We start from the raw sequence: 14,895 nt of genomic DNA, 5'->3' as shown, positions 1-14,895 counted from the left end.
GGACGACCGACGGAGGTCCACGTGCTCGTGACGCTCTCGACCCGGGGCGAGGCCGCCCCTGACCTCTCCCACCTGCTGCACAAGCACCCCGGCCGGGCGCAGTCCTTCGACCTGAGCGTCGGGACCGCGCACGTCTTCTACCCCGCCGACACCGCCGAGGTCTGCACCGCCGCGCTCCTGCTGGAGATCGACGCCGTCGCCCTCGCCCGGAGCAAGCGCTACGGCGCCGACGCGCAGGCGCTGTCCCGCTACGTGAACGACCGGCCGTACGTGTCGACGTCGATGCTCGCGCTCGCGATCGGGCAGGTGTTCCGGAGCGCGATGGCCGGCAAGAGCGAGTCGCGGCCGGAGCGTGCCGCCGCACCGATGGACCTCGACGTCGCCCTGACGAGCGTGCCGAGCGAATCGGATGCGCACGGTGTCGGCCTGGCCACCCGACTGTTCGCACCGCTCGGATGGGCGGTCGAGGAGACCCGCCGCCCGCTCGACGACACCCGCCCGGAGTGGGGCGACGCCCGGACCGTGGGGCTGCGCCTCCGGGGGAGCGTCCGGCTGTCCGATGCGCTCCGGCAGCTGACGGTGCTGCTGCCGGTGCTCGACGACGCGAAGCACTACTGGGTCGGGGACGACGAGGTCGGCAAGCTCCTCCGCCGGGGAGAGGGGTGGCTGGCCGAGCACCCGCTCCGGGACCTCATCACCACGCGGTCGCTGGCGCACCAGCGCTCCCTGGTCGAGGACGCGACGAGCCGCCTGCTCGGGCTCGACGAGACGAGCACTGCGACCGCGGACGGCGCAGCTGCGACCACGGACAGGACGGAGGCAGCCGCCGAGACCCCGCTCCACCGTCGCCGCGCCGACGCCGTCCTCACCGCGCTCGCCGACACGGGCGCCAGCACCGTGGCGGACGTCGGCTGCGGCGAGGGCGCGCTCCTCCGGCACCTGGTGGCCGACCGCACGTTCACGACGGTCATCGGCACCGACGTCGCACCGCGCGAGCTCGAACGCGCCGAGCGCCGCCTGCACCTCGACGAGGCGAGCGACGAGCAGCGGGCACGGGTCCGGCTGCTGCAGTCCTCGGTGACCTACTCCGACGACCGCATCGCCGGGCTGGACGCGATCGTCCTCATGGAGGTCGTCGAGCACGTGGACCCCGAGCGGCTGCCGGCGCTCGAGACGTCGGTCTTCGCCGCGGCTCGCCCGGCGGCGGTGGTGGTGACGACCCCGAACGCGGAGCACAACGTCCGGTTCGAACGGCTCGCCGCCGGGCGGTTCCGGCACTCGGACCACCGGTTCGAGTGGACCCGCGACGAGTTCCGGGCCTGGGCCACAGCGGTGGGCGACCGGCACGGGTACACGACCGAGTTCCGCCCCGTCGGCGACGACGACCCCGAGGTCGGTCCGCCCACCCAGCTCGCACTGTTCCGCCGCCTGCGCGGCTCGGAGGACGCCGCATGAACGACCGCACCAGCAGCACCGACCTGACCATCCCGGAGATGTCCCTCGTGCTCCTCGTCGGCACGAGCGGCTCCGGCAAGTCGACGTTCGCCGCGCAGCACTTCGGTCCCTACGAGACGCTGTCGAGCGACGTGTTCCGCGGGCTCGTCTCGAACGACGAGGACGACCAGGCGGCGACCGCGGCGGCGTTCGACGCGCTGAAGCACGTCGCAGCACTCCGGCTCCGGAAGGGACTCCTCACCGTGGTGGACGCGACCAACGTCCAGCCCGAGGCACGTCGGGACTTCGTCCGGCTGGCCCGGGACCACGACGTCCTGCCGGTCGCGATCGTGCTCGACGTCCCGGAGTCGGTGTGCGTCGCGCGCAACGCCGCCCGGCCCGGACGGGACTTCGGGGCCGCGGTGGTCCGTCGGCAGCAGGGCCAGCTCCGACGCGGGCTGAAGGGCCTCGGCAAGGAGGGCTTCCGTCGTGTGCACGTCCTCCGTGGCGAGGACGAGATCGGCGCGGCGACGATCGTCCGGCAGCCCCTCCTCAACGACCGGAAGGGTGAGCACGGCCCGTTCGACGTCGTCGGCGACGTGCACGGCTGCCGGTCCGAGCTCGAGTCACTGCTCGGCCGGCTCGGCTGGTCCCTGGTCCACGACGAACTCGGTCGTCCGGTCGACGCCGAGCACCCCGACGGCCGTCGGGCGCTGTTCCTCGGCGACCTGGTCGACCGCGGCCCGGACACTCCCGGCGTCCTCCGGCTCGTGATGGGCATGGTGCGGAACGGGCACGCGCTCGCCGTCCCGGGCAACCACGAGGACAAGCTCGTCCGGGCCCTGGACGGTCGCAAGGTGCAGACGTCGCACGGTCTCGCCGAGACCCTCGCCCAACTGGCCGCCGAGCCCGAAGAGTTCCGCACCGAGGTCCGGGAGTTCTGCCGCTCGCTCGTCGGGCACCTGGTGCTCGACGACGGTGCCCTCGTCGTCGCGCACGCCGGCATGAAGGAGCAGTACCAGGGCCGGGCGTCCGGACGGGTGCGGTCGTTCGCGCTGTACGGCGACACCACCGGCGAGAGCGACGAGTACGGCCTGCCGGTCCGGTTGCCGTGGGCGGACTCCTACCGGGGGTCGGCGATGGTCCTCTACGGGCACACGCCGACCGTCGACACCGAGTGGATCAACGGCACGATGTGCCTCGACACCGGGTGCGTGTTCGGCGGGAAGCTCTCCGCACTCCGGTACCCGGAACGCGAGGTCGTGCAGGTGGACGCCGAGCGCGTGCACTACGAGCCGGCCAAGCCGCTCGAGCCGCTGCGCGGCCCGGCCACGTCGTCGACGGACGGCGACGCGGCGCAGGCGGGTCGCGCCTCCAGTCCGACCCAGCAGACTGACGGGAGGCGCGGTGCCGGTCCGTCACCACGTCGCGTCCCCGGCGTCCTCCCCATCGAGGACGTGACCGGCAAGCAGATCGTCGAGACCCGGCACCACGGCCGGATCGGGATCCGCGCCGAGAACGCGGCGGGCGCGCTCGAGGTGATGAGCCGCTTCGCGATCGACCCGCGCTGGCTGCCCTACCTCCCGCCGACGATGAGCCCGGTGGCGACGAGCGCGCTCCCCGATCACCTGGAACACCCTGCCGAGGCGTTCGCGTACTACCGCGGGCAGGGCGTGACGCAGGTCCGGATGGAGGAGAAGCACATGGGCTCCCGGGCCTCGGTGCTCCTCGCCAGGGACCCGGCACGGTTCGACGCGCCGGCCGGCTGGCACGGCATCGCGTACACCCGCACCGGACGCTCGTTCTTCGACGAGGCGACCTCCGCCACGTTCACCGAACGACTGTCCGACGCGTTCGAGCGCGCCGGACTGTGGGCCGAGCTCGGCAGCGACTGGGTCCTGCTCGACGGCGAGGTGCTGCCGTGGGCGGTGAAGGCCGAGGGCATGATCCGTGACTGGTACGCCGAGGTCGGCGCTGCAGCGGCCGGGGCGTTCCCGAGCGCGATCGCGGCGCTGGAGTCCGCCCGCGACGCCGGCGTCGACGTGTCCGCCTTGCTCGACCGGACCCGGCGGCGGTCGGACGACGCCGAGGCGTACGTCGCCTCGTACCGGCGCTACGCGACCCCGGCCACGGGCATCGACGACGTGCGGTTCGCCCCGTTCCAGGTGCTCGCTGCGGAGGGTCGCACGTTCGCCGACCGTCCGCACGGGTGGCACCTGGACGTGGCCGACCGGCTCGTGGCGGCCGCTCCCGACGCCGTCCGGTCGACCCTGTCGGTGCTCGTCGACGTCGACGACGAGGCGAGCCGGGCCGCAGCGACGGACTGGTGGCAGGAGCTCACGGGCGCCGGCGGCGAAGGCGCGGTCGTGAAGCCCGAGGAGAACCTGACCCGCGGGCCGAAGGGGCTCGTGCAGCCGGGCGTGAAGGTCCGCGGGCGGGAGTACCTGCGGATCATCTACGGGCCGGACTACACCGAGCCCGGGAACCTCGCGCGACTGCGGGACCGCGACCTCGGACACAAGCGGTCGATGGCGCTGCGCGAGTACGCCCTCGGCCTGGAGTCGCTCGAGCGCTTCGTGGCGGGCGAGCCGCTGTGGCGCGTGCACCAGCCGGTGTTCGGTGTGCTGGCGATGGAGTCGGAGCCGGTGGACCCGCGCCTCTGACACTCGCGAGCACCCCGATGGAACCGATCGGCCCCGATCGGCCCCGACCGGACACCAACTGGGAAAGGGACCGGAACGGGGAAGCAGACGGTGGACGACGAAGGACTGTGGCACGCAGCGCGGAACGGTGACCCGCGCGCGTACGAGCAGGTGTACGAACGACACCGCGACCGGGTGTTCGGACAGGCCGCACGTCTGTTGCGCTCCCGGATCGAAGCGGAGGACGTCACCGCGCTGGTGTTCCTCGAAGCCTGGCGCCGCCGCGCGGACGTCCGGGTCGTCGACGGGTCGGTGCTGCCCTGGCTGCTGGTGACCACGAACAACGTCGTCCGGAACGTGGCACGGGCGGCCCGTCGTCACCGTGCGGCGATGGACCGCATCGCGTCGCTCGCTCCGGTCCGCGCCGAGGCCGAGGAAGCCTTCGACGACGTCGACTCCGGCCCGGAACGGTCGGCGGTGCGTCGGGCGCTCGCCTCGCTCCGTACGCCGGACCGCGACGTCCTGGTCCTCTGCGTCGTCGGCGAGCTGCCGATGGAGGCCGCCGCTGCCGCACTCGGCGTACCCGTCGGCACCGTGAAGTCCCGACTCTCCCGGGCGAAGCGCCGGCTCGCCGAACAGCTCAGCGGACCCTCCGGCAGCACCGATCCACTCGCCGGCCTCACGTCGAAGGAGGAAGCACGATGAACGACGTCCGGTTCGACCTGCAGCGAGACGCCGCGATCCGCGCGGTCCTCCGCGACGAGGTCACAGCATCCCGCACCGGGGGCTCCCTCCGTCGGCTCCGCATCGTCGTCGCGATCGTGGTGGCCGGGCTCCTCGCACTGGGTGGTGGCGGGTACGCGCTCGCCGCCGCGCACCCCGAGTTGTTCGGCTCGAGCGCCGCTGGTCCCGATGCCCCGAGCAGCGCCCCAGCGTCGGCGTCGTCCGGTCCGGTGGGCTCGCCGATCATCCCCACCGAGGAACCGACGGCTCCCCGCTCGACCCCGCCCGCGGTCGCACCGTCGCCGAGCCCGCTGCCGGTGGCCGCCGTGCCGCTCATCGTGACACCGACCGACGGCACGACCAGTCCCGGCGGCGCGATCACGATCTCCGGCACCGGGACGCCCGGATCGCACGTGTACCTGACGGAGTACTGCACGCTCGCGCCGCCGGCCTGCACCGTGCCCGAGGAACTCGGTCAGCCGGGGCAGCCGCAGATCGTCGTCGGTGCGGACGGGCGCTGGAGCACCACCACGTCGATCGTGCCGCCGCAGACGCTGACGTTCCGCCTCGCCGCCAGCGCCGCGTTCGTCAGCGCGGACGGATCCACCGTCGGCACGGGCTCCGGCTCGTCGCCGGAGCGCCGGTTCACCGTCACCGGATCGGCGGGATGAGCCCTCGGGCGGGAGCGGTCGTGGGGGGCGCTCCCGCCCGGGGCGGGGAGGGCGACGACACGCCTACGATGGACGGGTGCTGCTCGCCATCGACACCTCCGCCGGGACCTCCGTGGCCGTCGTCGACCCAGCCACCGGCCAGGCGCGCGCGACGCGGAGCACCGAGGACAGCCGCCGTCACGCCGAGGTGATCGGCCCGTTCCTCGCCGAGGTCCTCGACGAGGCCGGCATCACCGGAGCGGACGTCTCCGGCGTCGTCGCCGGCATGGGTCCGGGGCCCTTCACCGGCCTCCGCGTCGGCATCGCCGCCGCCCGCACCTTCGCCGCTGCACGCGGCGTCCCGTTCCTCCCCCTCGTCAGCCACGACGCCGTCGCCGCCGACCAGCGTGCGTCCGGCCGGGACGGCGCGTTCGTCGTCCTGACGGACGCCCGCCGGCGCGAGGTCTACTGGAGCGTGTACGACCAGACCGGCACGCGCGTCGCGGGTCCGGGACTCGCGAAGCCGGACGACCTCGACGAGGCGATCCGTGCCTCCAGGCCGGACGCCGTGGGCTGGGACCGCGTGACCGTCGCGTCCATCCCGGCCTGGAGGCTCGGCGCGCTCGCCGCGGACCGGCTCGCCTCCGGCACGCCCTTCGCCCAGGACACGCCCCTCTACCTCCGCGACCCCGACGTGACCGTGCCGGGTGCGCCGAAGCGGGTGAAGCAGTGACCCTGCCCGACGGGCTGCGCCTGCGGCGCGCCCACCCGCAGGACCTCGACGACGTGATGTGGTTGGAGCACACGTCGTTCCCGACGGATGCCTGGTCGGCGTCGCAGATGTCCGGCGAGCTGTACTCGCCACACGGGTACTACGTCGTGGTCGAGACCACCGAGGGCGGTGCGCCGACGATCGTCGGCTACGCGGGGCTCTCGTCGCTCGCGGGCAACCCCGTCGCCGACGTCCAGACCATCGCGGTCGCGGCCGAGCAGCGCGGGAAGGGCATCGGCCGAGTGCTCTTCACCGAGCTCCTCGACGAGGCCCGACGCCGCGGCGTGCAGGAGGTCTTCCTCGAGGTCCGTGCGGACAACCCCGTCGCCCAGACGATGTACACCGCGTTCGGGTTCGAGCGGATCGCCGTGCGCCCGCGGTACTACCAGCCGGACGGGGTCGACGCGTGGGTGATGCGGGCATCGCTGACCCCGGCACCCAGCGGCCCGGCACCCAGCGGCCCGGGACCGATCGGACAGGAGACCCTCGATGACCGCAGCTGAACCCCTCGTGCTCGGCATCGAGACGAGCTGCGACGAGACGGGCGTCGGCATCGTGCGGGGGACCACCCTGCTCGCGAACGTCATCGCGTCGAGCATGGACGAGCACGCGCGCTACGGCGGGGTCGTGCCCGAGGTCGCCGCGCGGGCGCACCTCGAGGCGATGACCCCGACGCTGTCCGCCGCGCTCGAGCAGGCCGGTGTCACCCTCGACGAACTCGACGCCGTCGCGGTCACCGCCGGCCCGGGCCTCGCCGGTGCGCTCATGGTCGGGGTCGGTGCCGCGAAGGCGCTCGCCGTGGCGACGGGCAAGCCGCTGTACGGGGTGAACCACCTGGTCGGGCACGTCGGTGCCGACGTCCTGCGGTCCGACGGCTCCGAGATCGAGCTGCCGACGGTGGCGCTCCTCGTGTCGGGTGGCCACACGTCCCTGCTGCTCGTGCGCGACCTGGTGGGCGACGTCGAGCTCCTCGGCGAGACCATCGACGACGCGGCGGGCGAGGCGTTCGACAAGGTCGCACGGTTGCTCGGGCTGCCGTACCCGGGCGGTCCGCAGATCGACCGGGCGGCGGCGGACGGCGACCCGACCGCGATCCGGTTCCCCCGCGGGCTCACCCTGCCGAAGGACATGGCCGCGCACCGCTACGACTTCTCGTTCTCCGGGCTGAAGACCGCCGTGGCGCGGTGGGTCGAGCGCTGCCGCGACGAGGGTCGCGAGGTCCCCGTAGCTGACGTCGCCGCGAGCTTCCGGGAGGCCGTGGTCGACGTGCTCCTGACGAAGGCCCTGAACGCCTGCGCGGATACCGGGGTCGACCGGCTGCTGCTCGGCGGTGGCGTGGTGGCGAACGCCCGGCTGCGTGCCGTGGCCGAGGAACGCTGCGCGGCGGCCGGGGTCGCGCTCCGGATCCCGCCGTTCGACCTCTGCACCGACAACGGGGCGATGATCGCGGCGGTCGGCGCCCGGCTCGTCGCCGAGGGCCACGAACCGAGCGACCTCGGGATCGCGGCGGACTCGACGTTGCCGGTGACGACCGTCCAGGTCTGAGGCGGCAGCGCGCCTGGCCGCGTCGGGCAGTGCGCGGGTTCGGGATCTGCCCCGGCGTGTGTGGGAGGATTCACAGGGCACCGACGACCGAGGTGCCGAGAGGGGTGGACGGTGTCCGATCAGAACCAGTGGCCGAAGCCGGGCGAATCGACGCCGGACGGTGGGGCCTCCGCGAACCAGCCGGCTCCCGAGCAGGGCGCGCCGTCGAGTGCCGCGCAGCCCGAGTTCGGCCAGCCGCAGCAGTACGGGGCTTCTGCTCCCGAGGGCTCCGCGGACGCACCGCAGAACCCGTACGCCGCGCCGAGCAACCCGTACGCAGCGCCGGGCCAGCCGGGGCAGCAGGGGCAGCAGGGGCAGCCGGGCTACGGCGCCCCGCAGAACCCGTACGCGGCGCCGCAGAACCCCTACGCGGCCCCGCAGAACCCGTACGCTGCTCCGCAGCAGCCGAACCAGAACCCGTACGGCGCTCCGCAGGGATCGAACCCGTACGCCGCCCCGGCCTACGCGCCCGGCGGCTACCAGCCCTACGCGCAGCGTCCGAAGACGAACGTGCTCGCGATCCTGTCGATCGTCTTCGCCTTCGGCGGCATCATCATCTGGCCGCTCGTGATCCTCACGAGCCCGGCCGGCGCGATCATGGGGCACATCGCCCTCGGCAAGATCAAGCAGACGGGTGAGGGCGGACGAGGTCTGGCGCTCGCCGGGGTGATCGGCGGGTGGGTGCTCACCGGCCTGTTCATCCTGATCGTCGGGCTGTTCATCATCATCGGTGTGGCCGCGGGGTCGTCGAGCAACTACGACTACGGCTACGACTCGGGCGCCTTCATCGGCTGACCCGGACGGATCCGGTGTGGCCGGGTGGCATCGCCACCCGGCCATCGTCGTGTCCGGACCCGGTCAGCGCTCTGCGCCACCCCGGCCACCAGACCCGCTCAGCACCCAACGCCGCCCCGGTCAGCGCCCCGCGCCCGGCCCGGCCACGTCGGTGAGCCGCTCGCACAGGATCGCGGTGTGTCGTCCCTCCAGGCGGGTGAGCACGAGCGTGACGCGACCGCGTCCGCGCAGCCGCAGCCGCTTCCGGAACTGCGCCGGGTCGACGTCGACGCCGCGCTTCTTGATCTCGACGGTGCCGATGTCGTCCGAGGCCAGTCGTGCGGCGAGCTGCTTGACGTCGAGCGGCAGCGTGTCGATGACCCGGAACCCCTGAGCGAACGGTGTCGCGACCGCCTGGTCCGAGGTGACGTACGCGATGCCGTCGGAGAGCATGCGGCCGTCGATCGACCGGGCGAGGTCGCCGATGAGCCGTGCTCGGATGACCGCGCCGTCGGGTTCGTAGAGGTACGCGCCGAGGGGGCCGACGGGCTCGTCATCGGCGTCGAACGCGCCCACGAGCTCCGCGATGCCGTGCGACCCGATGACGGTGGCTGCGCGACGGATGCCGGGTCGAGCGAGCGGGCCGAACCAGAGGGCGAGCTCGACGACCTCGCGGTCGACCGACGTCCACTGCGCCTCGGCGGTGTCGGGGATGAGGTCGCGGTCGACGCCCGGCCCGAGCTTCACGCCGGTCGGGGTCGTCGTGGCCGCTGCGAACACGGTGTCGAGCGAGGGGGACCAGTCGTCCGGGTCGGCCAGTCGCTTCGTGTTCGTGTGCCCGGAGGTGCGCCGCGCCGGGTCCATCCAGACGCCGTCGACCCGCGACAGGTCGAACCCGGCCGCGTCGCCGAGTTCCACGCGCGCACTCGGCCAGAGCGCGAGGTTGTGCGTCGCCACGGCCGCGGTCACCTCGTCGCGGTCGACCGCGGTGACCTCGAGGTCGAGCGCGGCCATCGCCATCGCGTCCCCGCCGATGCCGCACCCGAGGTCCGCGACGCGAGTCAGTCCGGCCGCGGCGAAGCGCCCGGCGTGCTGCGCGGCGACCTGCAGGCGGGTCGCCTGTTCGAGGCCGGCCTCGGTGAAGAGCATCCGTGCGGCGAAGTCCCCGAACTTCCCGCGGGCCTTCTGGCGCAGCTTGGCCTGCGTCAGGACCGCCGCCACGAGCCCGGGGTCGTGGCCCTCGGAGCGCAGTCGGGAGACGACCCGGACGATCTCACCACCGTCGGACACGGCCGGGGTACGGTCGAGCAGGGCCATCCCCTCGGGGGTCAGCAACTGGGCGAGATCGGCGGCTTCCACCCGACGATCCTCCCAGGTCGCCGTGAGCCCGGTCGGACGTTGGCACTCGGATTGACCGAGTGCCAACGACGCCCTAGAGTTGGGGCGGTTGGCACTCTCCTGTGCGTAGTGCCAACACGGTTTTCATCTGTACCGAGTCTGTACCGAGAAAGAAGAGGTCACCGTGGCCGTCAGCATCAAGCCGCTCGAGGATCGCATCGTCATCCGCCAGGTCGAGGCGGAGCAGACCACTGCTTCCGGTCTGGTCATCCCGGACACCGCGAAGGAGAAGCCCCAGGAGGGCGAGGTCGTCGCCGTGGGTCCGGGTCGTATCGACGACAACGGCAACCGCGTCCCGCTCGACGTCGCCGTGGGTGACAAGGTCATCTACTCGAAGTACGGCGGCACCGAGGTCAAGTACTCGGGCGAGGACCTCCTCGTCCTCTCGGCCCGCGACGTCCTCGCGGTCATCGAGCACTGAAGGAACGAGCACTGAGACAGCGTTCTCTGCTGCGAACGCCCCGTTCGGCTCCGGCCGGCGGGGCGTTCGTGCGTCTGCACGTCCGGTAGGTGGTCGCGTTCCAGCGGCCTGGGCCCATGTCGCCGGTTCCGACGCGACGCGCCAGCGGCGTGGCGGCCGTGCCGATGGGGAGAGGCACGGTGCGGCCCCGCAGCGTCGGTGCCCGTTCCTAGGATGGTTCCGTGAGTGAACCGACCCCGGCGCGCCCGGTCCGCAGCGAGGCATCCGTCGGCGTCGTGCAGGCGATCGTCGCGTACGGCCTCTGGGGTCTCATGCCCCTGCTCTTCGCGGCGATGGCCCCGGCAGGCGCATTCGAGATCGTCGCCTGGCGGGTCGTCTTCGGCCTGGTCTTCTGCGCCGTGGCGATCGCCGTCACCCGGTCGTGGCTCCGGACCCGGTCCCTGATGGCCCAGCGCCGAGTGATGCTCGTGATGGGCCTCGCCGCGGTGCTCATCCTGGTGAACTGGACCGTGTACGTCGCGGCGACGACCACCGGCCACACGGTCGAGGCCGCGCTCGGCTACTTCATCAACCCGCTCGTCACGATCGCGCTCGGCGTGGTCGTGCTCCGCGAACGCCTCCGCCCGCTGCAGTGGACGGCCGTCGGGATCAGCGTCGTGGCGGTCATCGTCATCGCGGTGGGCTACGGCCGCATGCCGTGGATCTCGCTCGCGCTGGCGTTCTCGTTCGGCCTGTACGGGCTCGTGAAGAAGCGCGTCGGCGGCACGGTGGACGCACTGTCCGGGCTGACGATCGAGACCGTGTGGCTGCTGCCGATCGCGGTCGTCGCGCTCGTGGTGCTCGGGGCGACGGGCCTCGGCGGCGGGGTGACGTTCACGAGCGAGGGCTGGGTGCACGTCCTCGTGACGGTGCTGACCGGGCCGGCGACGGCGGTGCCGCTCCTGCTGTTCGCGTCCTCTGCCCGTCGGGTGAGCCTGTCCACGCTCGGGCTGACGCAGTACCTCGCGCCGATCATGCAGCTGCTCGTCGGTGTCGTCGTGCAGCACGAGCCGATGTCCGGCGCCCGCTGGTTCGGCTTCGGGATCGTCTGGCTGGCCCTGGTCATCCTGACGGTCGACTCGTTCGCTGCCGCTCGGGCATCGCGGCGCCGGGCGCTGGCACCCACGGCGGCCGGCGCGGCCTGACGGCCCCGCACCGCGCCTCCAGGCCGTGCCTCTGTCGGTTCTGGACCCGCCAAAGCGACAGTCCCCCGCGGGAGTTGCGCGGGGGACTGTCGCTTTCGCAGTTGTGTTACTTCTTGACCGAGCCCTGGATGGCGCTCTGGTAGACGGGCTTGTTGTCGCCGTCGAACTTGTAGATGCCGATGTAGGCGCTCGACGGGTCGTTGTTGTCGTCGAACGGACCGATGCCCGACGGACCCGTGTAGTGGATGTCCTCACCCTTGTCGAGCAGGTCCTTGCAGTCCTTGAACGTCGAGCACTCGGTGCCGCCGTCGGCTCCGGACACCGCGGCCATGTTGGCCTGGATGGTGCCCGAGTCCGTGCCCTTGCCCTTCACCGCGGCGAGGGCGGCGAGGACGGTGGCGTCGTAGGACTCCGCCGCGTACGAGTAGTCGGCGAGGTCCTTGCCCGACGACTTCTTGTAGTACGCCGCGAGCTGCGCCTTGAACTCGTCCTTCGGCGAAGCGCCGGGGATCGTGCCCTGTGCGCCGGTCAGCGTGCCCTTGTCGAAGTCCTTCGAGTAGTCCGCCGTGTTGCCGTCGGACATGTAGATCTTCGACATGTCGGCGTCCTGGGACTTCAGCTCCGGGATGATCGACTTCGTCTCGTCGAACGCGAGGACGACGATGGCGTCGGGCTTCGTGGCGAGCGCCGCGGTGACCTCCGACGAGAACGTCGTCTGGCCGGGCGGGAACTCCTGGCCCTTGCCCTTGCCGCCGTAGACCACGGATCCGCCCGAGTCCTCGACGGCCTTCTGCACGGTGTTGCGGAGGCCGGTGCCGTAGGTGTCGTTGAAGACCAGGAACGCGACCTTGGCGTTGCCGTCACCCGTGACGAGCTGGCCGAGCGCCGAACCCTGCACCGAGTCCGGCGGAGCGGTCCGGTAGTAGTACGACGAGTAGCCCGAGAGGTCCGCCGCGGTGTTCGCGGGGGAGATCTCCACGATGCAGTTGCTCGTCAGCTGGTCGATGACGTTGAGCGTGACGCTGGAGGACTCGGCGCCGATCGCGACCGGGACCTTCGCGTTCACGAGCTTCGTGGCCGCGGAGCTCGACACGGTCATGTCGTTGCTGTCGCCGGAGTCGGTGGCGGGGTCGATCGTGACGTCCTTGTCGAGGACGCCGCCGGCGGCGTTGATGTCCTGCACCGCGAGTCCCACACCGGACTCGGCGGGCGGGTTGAGGTACGCCAGCGAACCGGTGAGCGGCAGGATCGTGCCGATCTTCAGCGCGTCGGTGCCGGGGGTGTCTGGGGCCTTGCAGCTCGCGGCGGGGTCCTTCTTCGCGCCGCTGGACGCGGAGTTGGACGGGGACGCGCTGCCGCTGGTGGAACAGGCGGCGAGCAGGAGCGCCGCCGCTCCGGCCACTGCCAGTGCCGTGGTGGCACGGGTGGTTCTGATCATCCGTGGTGCCCTTTCTCTTCGCGGAAGGCCCCGGCGCATCGGGTCGAGCGCGGCGTCCTCCACGTGGGATGTCGAGAAAGCTAGAGCGGATGTGTTTCGCCCGTGTGTCGATCATCCACCCCTGAGTGTTTCGTTACAGACCCGTGATGAATCTGAGCGGACGCACAAACGCCCCGCTCCGGATCGGAGCGGGGCGTTCGGGTTGGACTGGTCAGCCGCGGTAGTTCGGCGCCTCGACGACCATCTTGATGTCGTGCGGGTGCGACTCCTTGAGCCCGGCCGCTGTGATCCGCACGAACTTGCCGCGTGCCTTGAGTTCCGGCACGGTGCGGCCGCCGACGTAGAACATCGACTGGCGGAGGCCGCCGACGAGCTGGTAGACGGCGTTCGCGACTGATCCCCGGTAGGGCACCTGGCCCTCGATGCCCTCGGGGATGAGCTTCTCGTCCGAGGGGACGTCGGCCTGGAAGTAGCGGTCCTTCGAGTACGAGGTCTTCTCGCCGCGCGTCTGCAGGGCGCCGAGGGAGCCCATCCCGCGGTAGGCCTTGTACTGCTTGCCGCCGACGAACACCAGCTCGCCCGGGGACTCGTCCGTGCCGGCCAGCAGCGAGCCGAGCATCACGGTGTCCGCTCCGGCGACCAGGGCCTTGGCGATGTCGCCCGAGTACTGCAGACCGCCGTCGGCGATCACGGGCACGCCGGACTCGCGCGCCGCGAGGAACGCCTCGTACACGGCGGTGACCTGCGGGACGCCGACACCGGCGACCACGCGGGTGGTGCAGATCGAACCAGGGCCAACGCCGACCTTGACCGCGTCGACACCGGCGTCGATGAGCGCCTGCGCACCCTGACGCGTCGCGACGTTGCCGCCGATGACGTCCACGCCCGCGAAGCGCGGGTCGGCCTTGAGGCGACGGACCATGTCGAGCACGCCTTCGCTCTCGCCGTTCGCGGTGTCGACCACGAGCACGTCGACGCCCGCCTCGAGCAGGGCCTCGGCGCGCTGCCACGCATCGCCGAAGAACCCGATCGCCGCGCCCACGCGCAGGCGGCCCTCGTCGTCCTTCGTGGCGTCCGGGTACTTCTCGCTCTTGTCGAAGTCCTTCACGGTGATGAGCCCACGGAGCTTGCCGTCGGCGTCCACCAGCGGGAGCTTCTCGATCTTGTGCTGCGCGAAGATCGCGACGGCTTCCTCGGGGTCGATGCCCTCGTTCGCGGTGATCAGCGGCGCCTTCGTCATGACGTCGCGGACGAGGGTCGTGCCCAGCTCGAACGGGGCGACGAAGCGCATGTCCCGGTTCGTGATGATGCCGACGAGCGTGCCGTCCTGCTCGACGACCGGCAGGCCGGAGACGCGGAACTGCCCGCAGAGGGCGTCCACCTCGGCGACGGTGGCGTCGGGTCGCGTCGTGACGGGGTTGGTGATCATGCCCGACTCGGAGCGCTTGACCTTGTCGACGTAGGCGGCCTGGTCGGCGATCGACATGTTGCGGTGCAGGATGCCGATGCCGCCCTGACGGGCCATGGCGATCGCCATCCGGGCCTCGGTCACGGTGTCCATCGCGGCGGAGAGCAGCGGGACGTTGACGGAGATCCGCTTGGTGAGCCGGGACGTGGTGGACGCCTCGCTCGGGATGACGTCGGTGTGCCCCGGCAGGAGCATGACGTCGTCGTACGTGAGTCCGATGAATCCGAACGGATCCGGCTGGTCCATGGGTCCCCTTCGTGGGCGAGGTGAAGTGGTTGCGCGAACACCGGGAACGCAGCGGCGGGTTCCGGATAGACCATGGTAACGCGCGCGTCCACCCCGCCATTCCTGCCCGGACCAGGGCTCCGCGCTTCCTGTGCAGGATCACGGTTGCGGCACGATTTCTC

General features: G+C 71.9%; 13 protein-coding genes. 10 read left to right on the top strand and 3 right to left on the bottom strand.

Annotated elements, in window-relative coordinates:
- Positions 1-21 precede the first annotated feature (21 nt).
- From FS532_RS09560 to FS532_RS09525, 8 genes are all read left to right on the top strand, one after another.
- Entirely contained in the window at positions 22-1,455 is a 1,434-nt protein-coding gene (locus FS532_RS09560) for a 3' terminal RNA ribose 2'-O-methyltransferase Hen1 (RefSeq protein WP_144753249.1), read from the top strand.
- Complete coding sequence (locus FS532_RS09555) at positions 1,452-4,097, top strand: polynucleotide kinase-phosphatase (RefSeq protein WP_144753246.1); 2,646 nt, start codon at positions 1,452-1,454, stop codon at positions 4,095-4,097. The genes FS532_RS09560 and FS532_RS09555 overlap by 4 nt, the downstream gene beginning before the upstream one ends.
- Positions 4,098-4,187: 90 nt before the next feature.
- Positions 4,188-4,781: an RNA polymerase sigma factor gene (locus FS532_RS09550; protein ID WP_260852631.1), complete on the top strand. Its 594-nt coding sequence runs from the start codon at positions 4,188-4,190 to the stop codon at positions 4,779-4,781.
- Positions 4,778-5,470 (top strand): hypothetical protein, encoded by a 693-nt coding sequence (locus tag FS532_RS18675; protein ID WP_186321978.1) that lies wholly within the window; start codon positions 4,778-4,780, stop codon positions 5,468-5,470. The genes FS532_RS09550 and FS532_RS18675 overlap by 4 nt, the downstream gene beginning before the upstream one ends.
- A gap of 76 nt (positions 5,471-5,546) precedes the next feature.
- Positions 5,547-6,182, top strand: coding sequence for a tRNA (adenosine(37)-N6)-threonylcarbamoyltransferase complex dimerization subunit type 1 TsaB (gene tsaB / locus FS532_RS09540; RefSeq protein ID WP_144753240.1), 636 nt, complete (start codon positions 5,547-5,549; stop codon positions 6,180-6,182).
- Entirely contained in the window at positions 6,179-6,724 is a 546-nt protein-coding gene (gene rimI / locus FS532_RS09535) for a ribosomal protein S18-alanine N-acetyltransferase (protein ID WP_186321977.1), read from the top strand. Before tsaB ends, rimI begins: the two co-directional genes overlap by 4 nt.
- Entirely contained in the window at positions 6,711-7,766 is a 1,056-nt protein-coding gene (gene tsaD / locus FS532_RS09530) for a tRNA (adenosine(37)-N6)-threonylcarbamoyltransferase complex transferase subunit TsaD (protein ID WP_144753237.1), read from the top strand. Before rimI ends, tsaD begins: the two co-directional genes overlap by 14 nt.
- Before the next feature lie 111 nt (positions 7,767-7,877).
- Positions 7,878-8,600: a DUF4190 domain-containing protein gene (locus FS532_RS09525; RefSeq protein WP_144753234.1), complete on the top strand. Its 723-nt coding sequence runs from the start codon at positions 7,878-7,880 to the stop codon at positions 8,598-8,600.
- Between the two features lie 120 nt (positions 8,601-8,720).
- Here FS532_RS09525 and FS532_RS09520 read toward each other — a convergent pair whose 3' ends face one another.
- Positions 8,721-9,938 (bottom strand): class I SAM-dependent methyltransferase, encoded by a 1,218-nt coding sequence (locus FS532_RS09520; RefSeq protein WP_144753231.1) that lies wholly within the window; start codon positions 9,936-9,938, stop codon positions 8,721-8,723.
- A 163-nt stretch (positions 9,939-10,101) separates the two neighbouring features.
- On the opposite strand from FS532_RS09520, the gene groES reads away from it, so the two are divergent.
- Positions 10,102-10,398, top strand: coding sequence for a co-chaperone GroES (groES, locus tag FS532_RS09515; RefSeq protein WP_071292506.1), 297 nt, complete (start codon positions 10,102-10,104; stop codon positions 10,396-10,398).
- Between the two features lie 221 nt (positions 10,399-10,619).
- Positions 10,620-11,582, top strand: a complete 963-nt coding sequence (rarD, locus tag FS532_RS09510) for an EamA family transporter RarD (protein ID WP_186321976.1) — start codon at positions 10,620-10,622, stop codon at positions 11,580-11,582.
- A 106-nt stretch (positions 11,583-11,688) separates the two neighbouring features.
- Here the strand turns inward: rarD and FS532_RS09505 are convergent, their stop codons facing one another.
- Complete coding sequence (locus FS532_RS09505) at positions 11,689-13,020, bottom strand: ABC transporter substrate-binding protein (RefSeq protein ID WP_144753228.1); 1,332 nt, start codon at positions 13,018-13,020, stop codon at positions 11,689-11,691.
- 211 nt (positions 13,021-13,231) lie between these two features.
- On the bottom strand, positions 13,232-14,734 hold the full coding sequence (gene guaB, locus FS532_RS09500) for an IMP dehydrogenase (protein WP_144753225.1): 1,503 nt from the start codon (positions 14,732-14,734) through the stop codon (positions 13,232-13,234).
- Positions 14,735-14,895 lie beyond the last annotated feature (161 nt).

The organism is Curtobacterium pusillum (genome assembly GCF_007673235.1).
GTDB classification, from domain to species: domain Bacteria; phylum Actinomycetota; class Actinomycetes; order Actinomycetales; family Microbacteriaceae; genus Curtobacterium; species Curtobacterium pusillum_C.
The sequence above is the reverse complement of the archived record's forward strand: the minus strand, read 5'-3'. Positions and strand labels throughout refer to the sequence as shown.

What these genes read in the sequence shown, in the direction of transcription:
- tsaD (WP_144753237.1), top strand. Translation starts at nt 6,711, where the DNA reads ATGACCGCAGCTGAACCCCTCGTGCTCGGCATCGAGACGAGCTGCGAC.
- FS532_RS18675 (WP_186321978.1), top strand. Translation starts at nt 4,778, where the DNA reads ATGAACGACGTCCGGTTCGACCTGCAGCGAGACGCCGCGATCCGCGCG.
- FS532_RS09505 (WP_144753228.1), bottom strand. Translation starts at nt 13,020, where the DNA reads ATGATCAGAACCACCCGTGCCACCACGGCACTGGCAGTGGCCGGAGCG.
- FS532_RS09555 (WP_144753246.1), top strand. Translation starts at nt 1,452, where the DNA reads ATGAACGACCGCACCAGCAGCACCGACCTGACCATCCCGGAGATGTCC.
- guaB (WP_144753225.1), bottom strand. Translation starts at nt 14,734, where the DNA reads ATGGACCAGCCGGATCCGTTCGGATTCATCGGACTCACGTACGACGAC.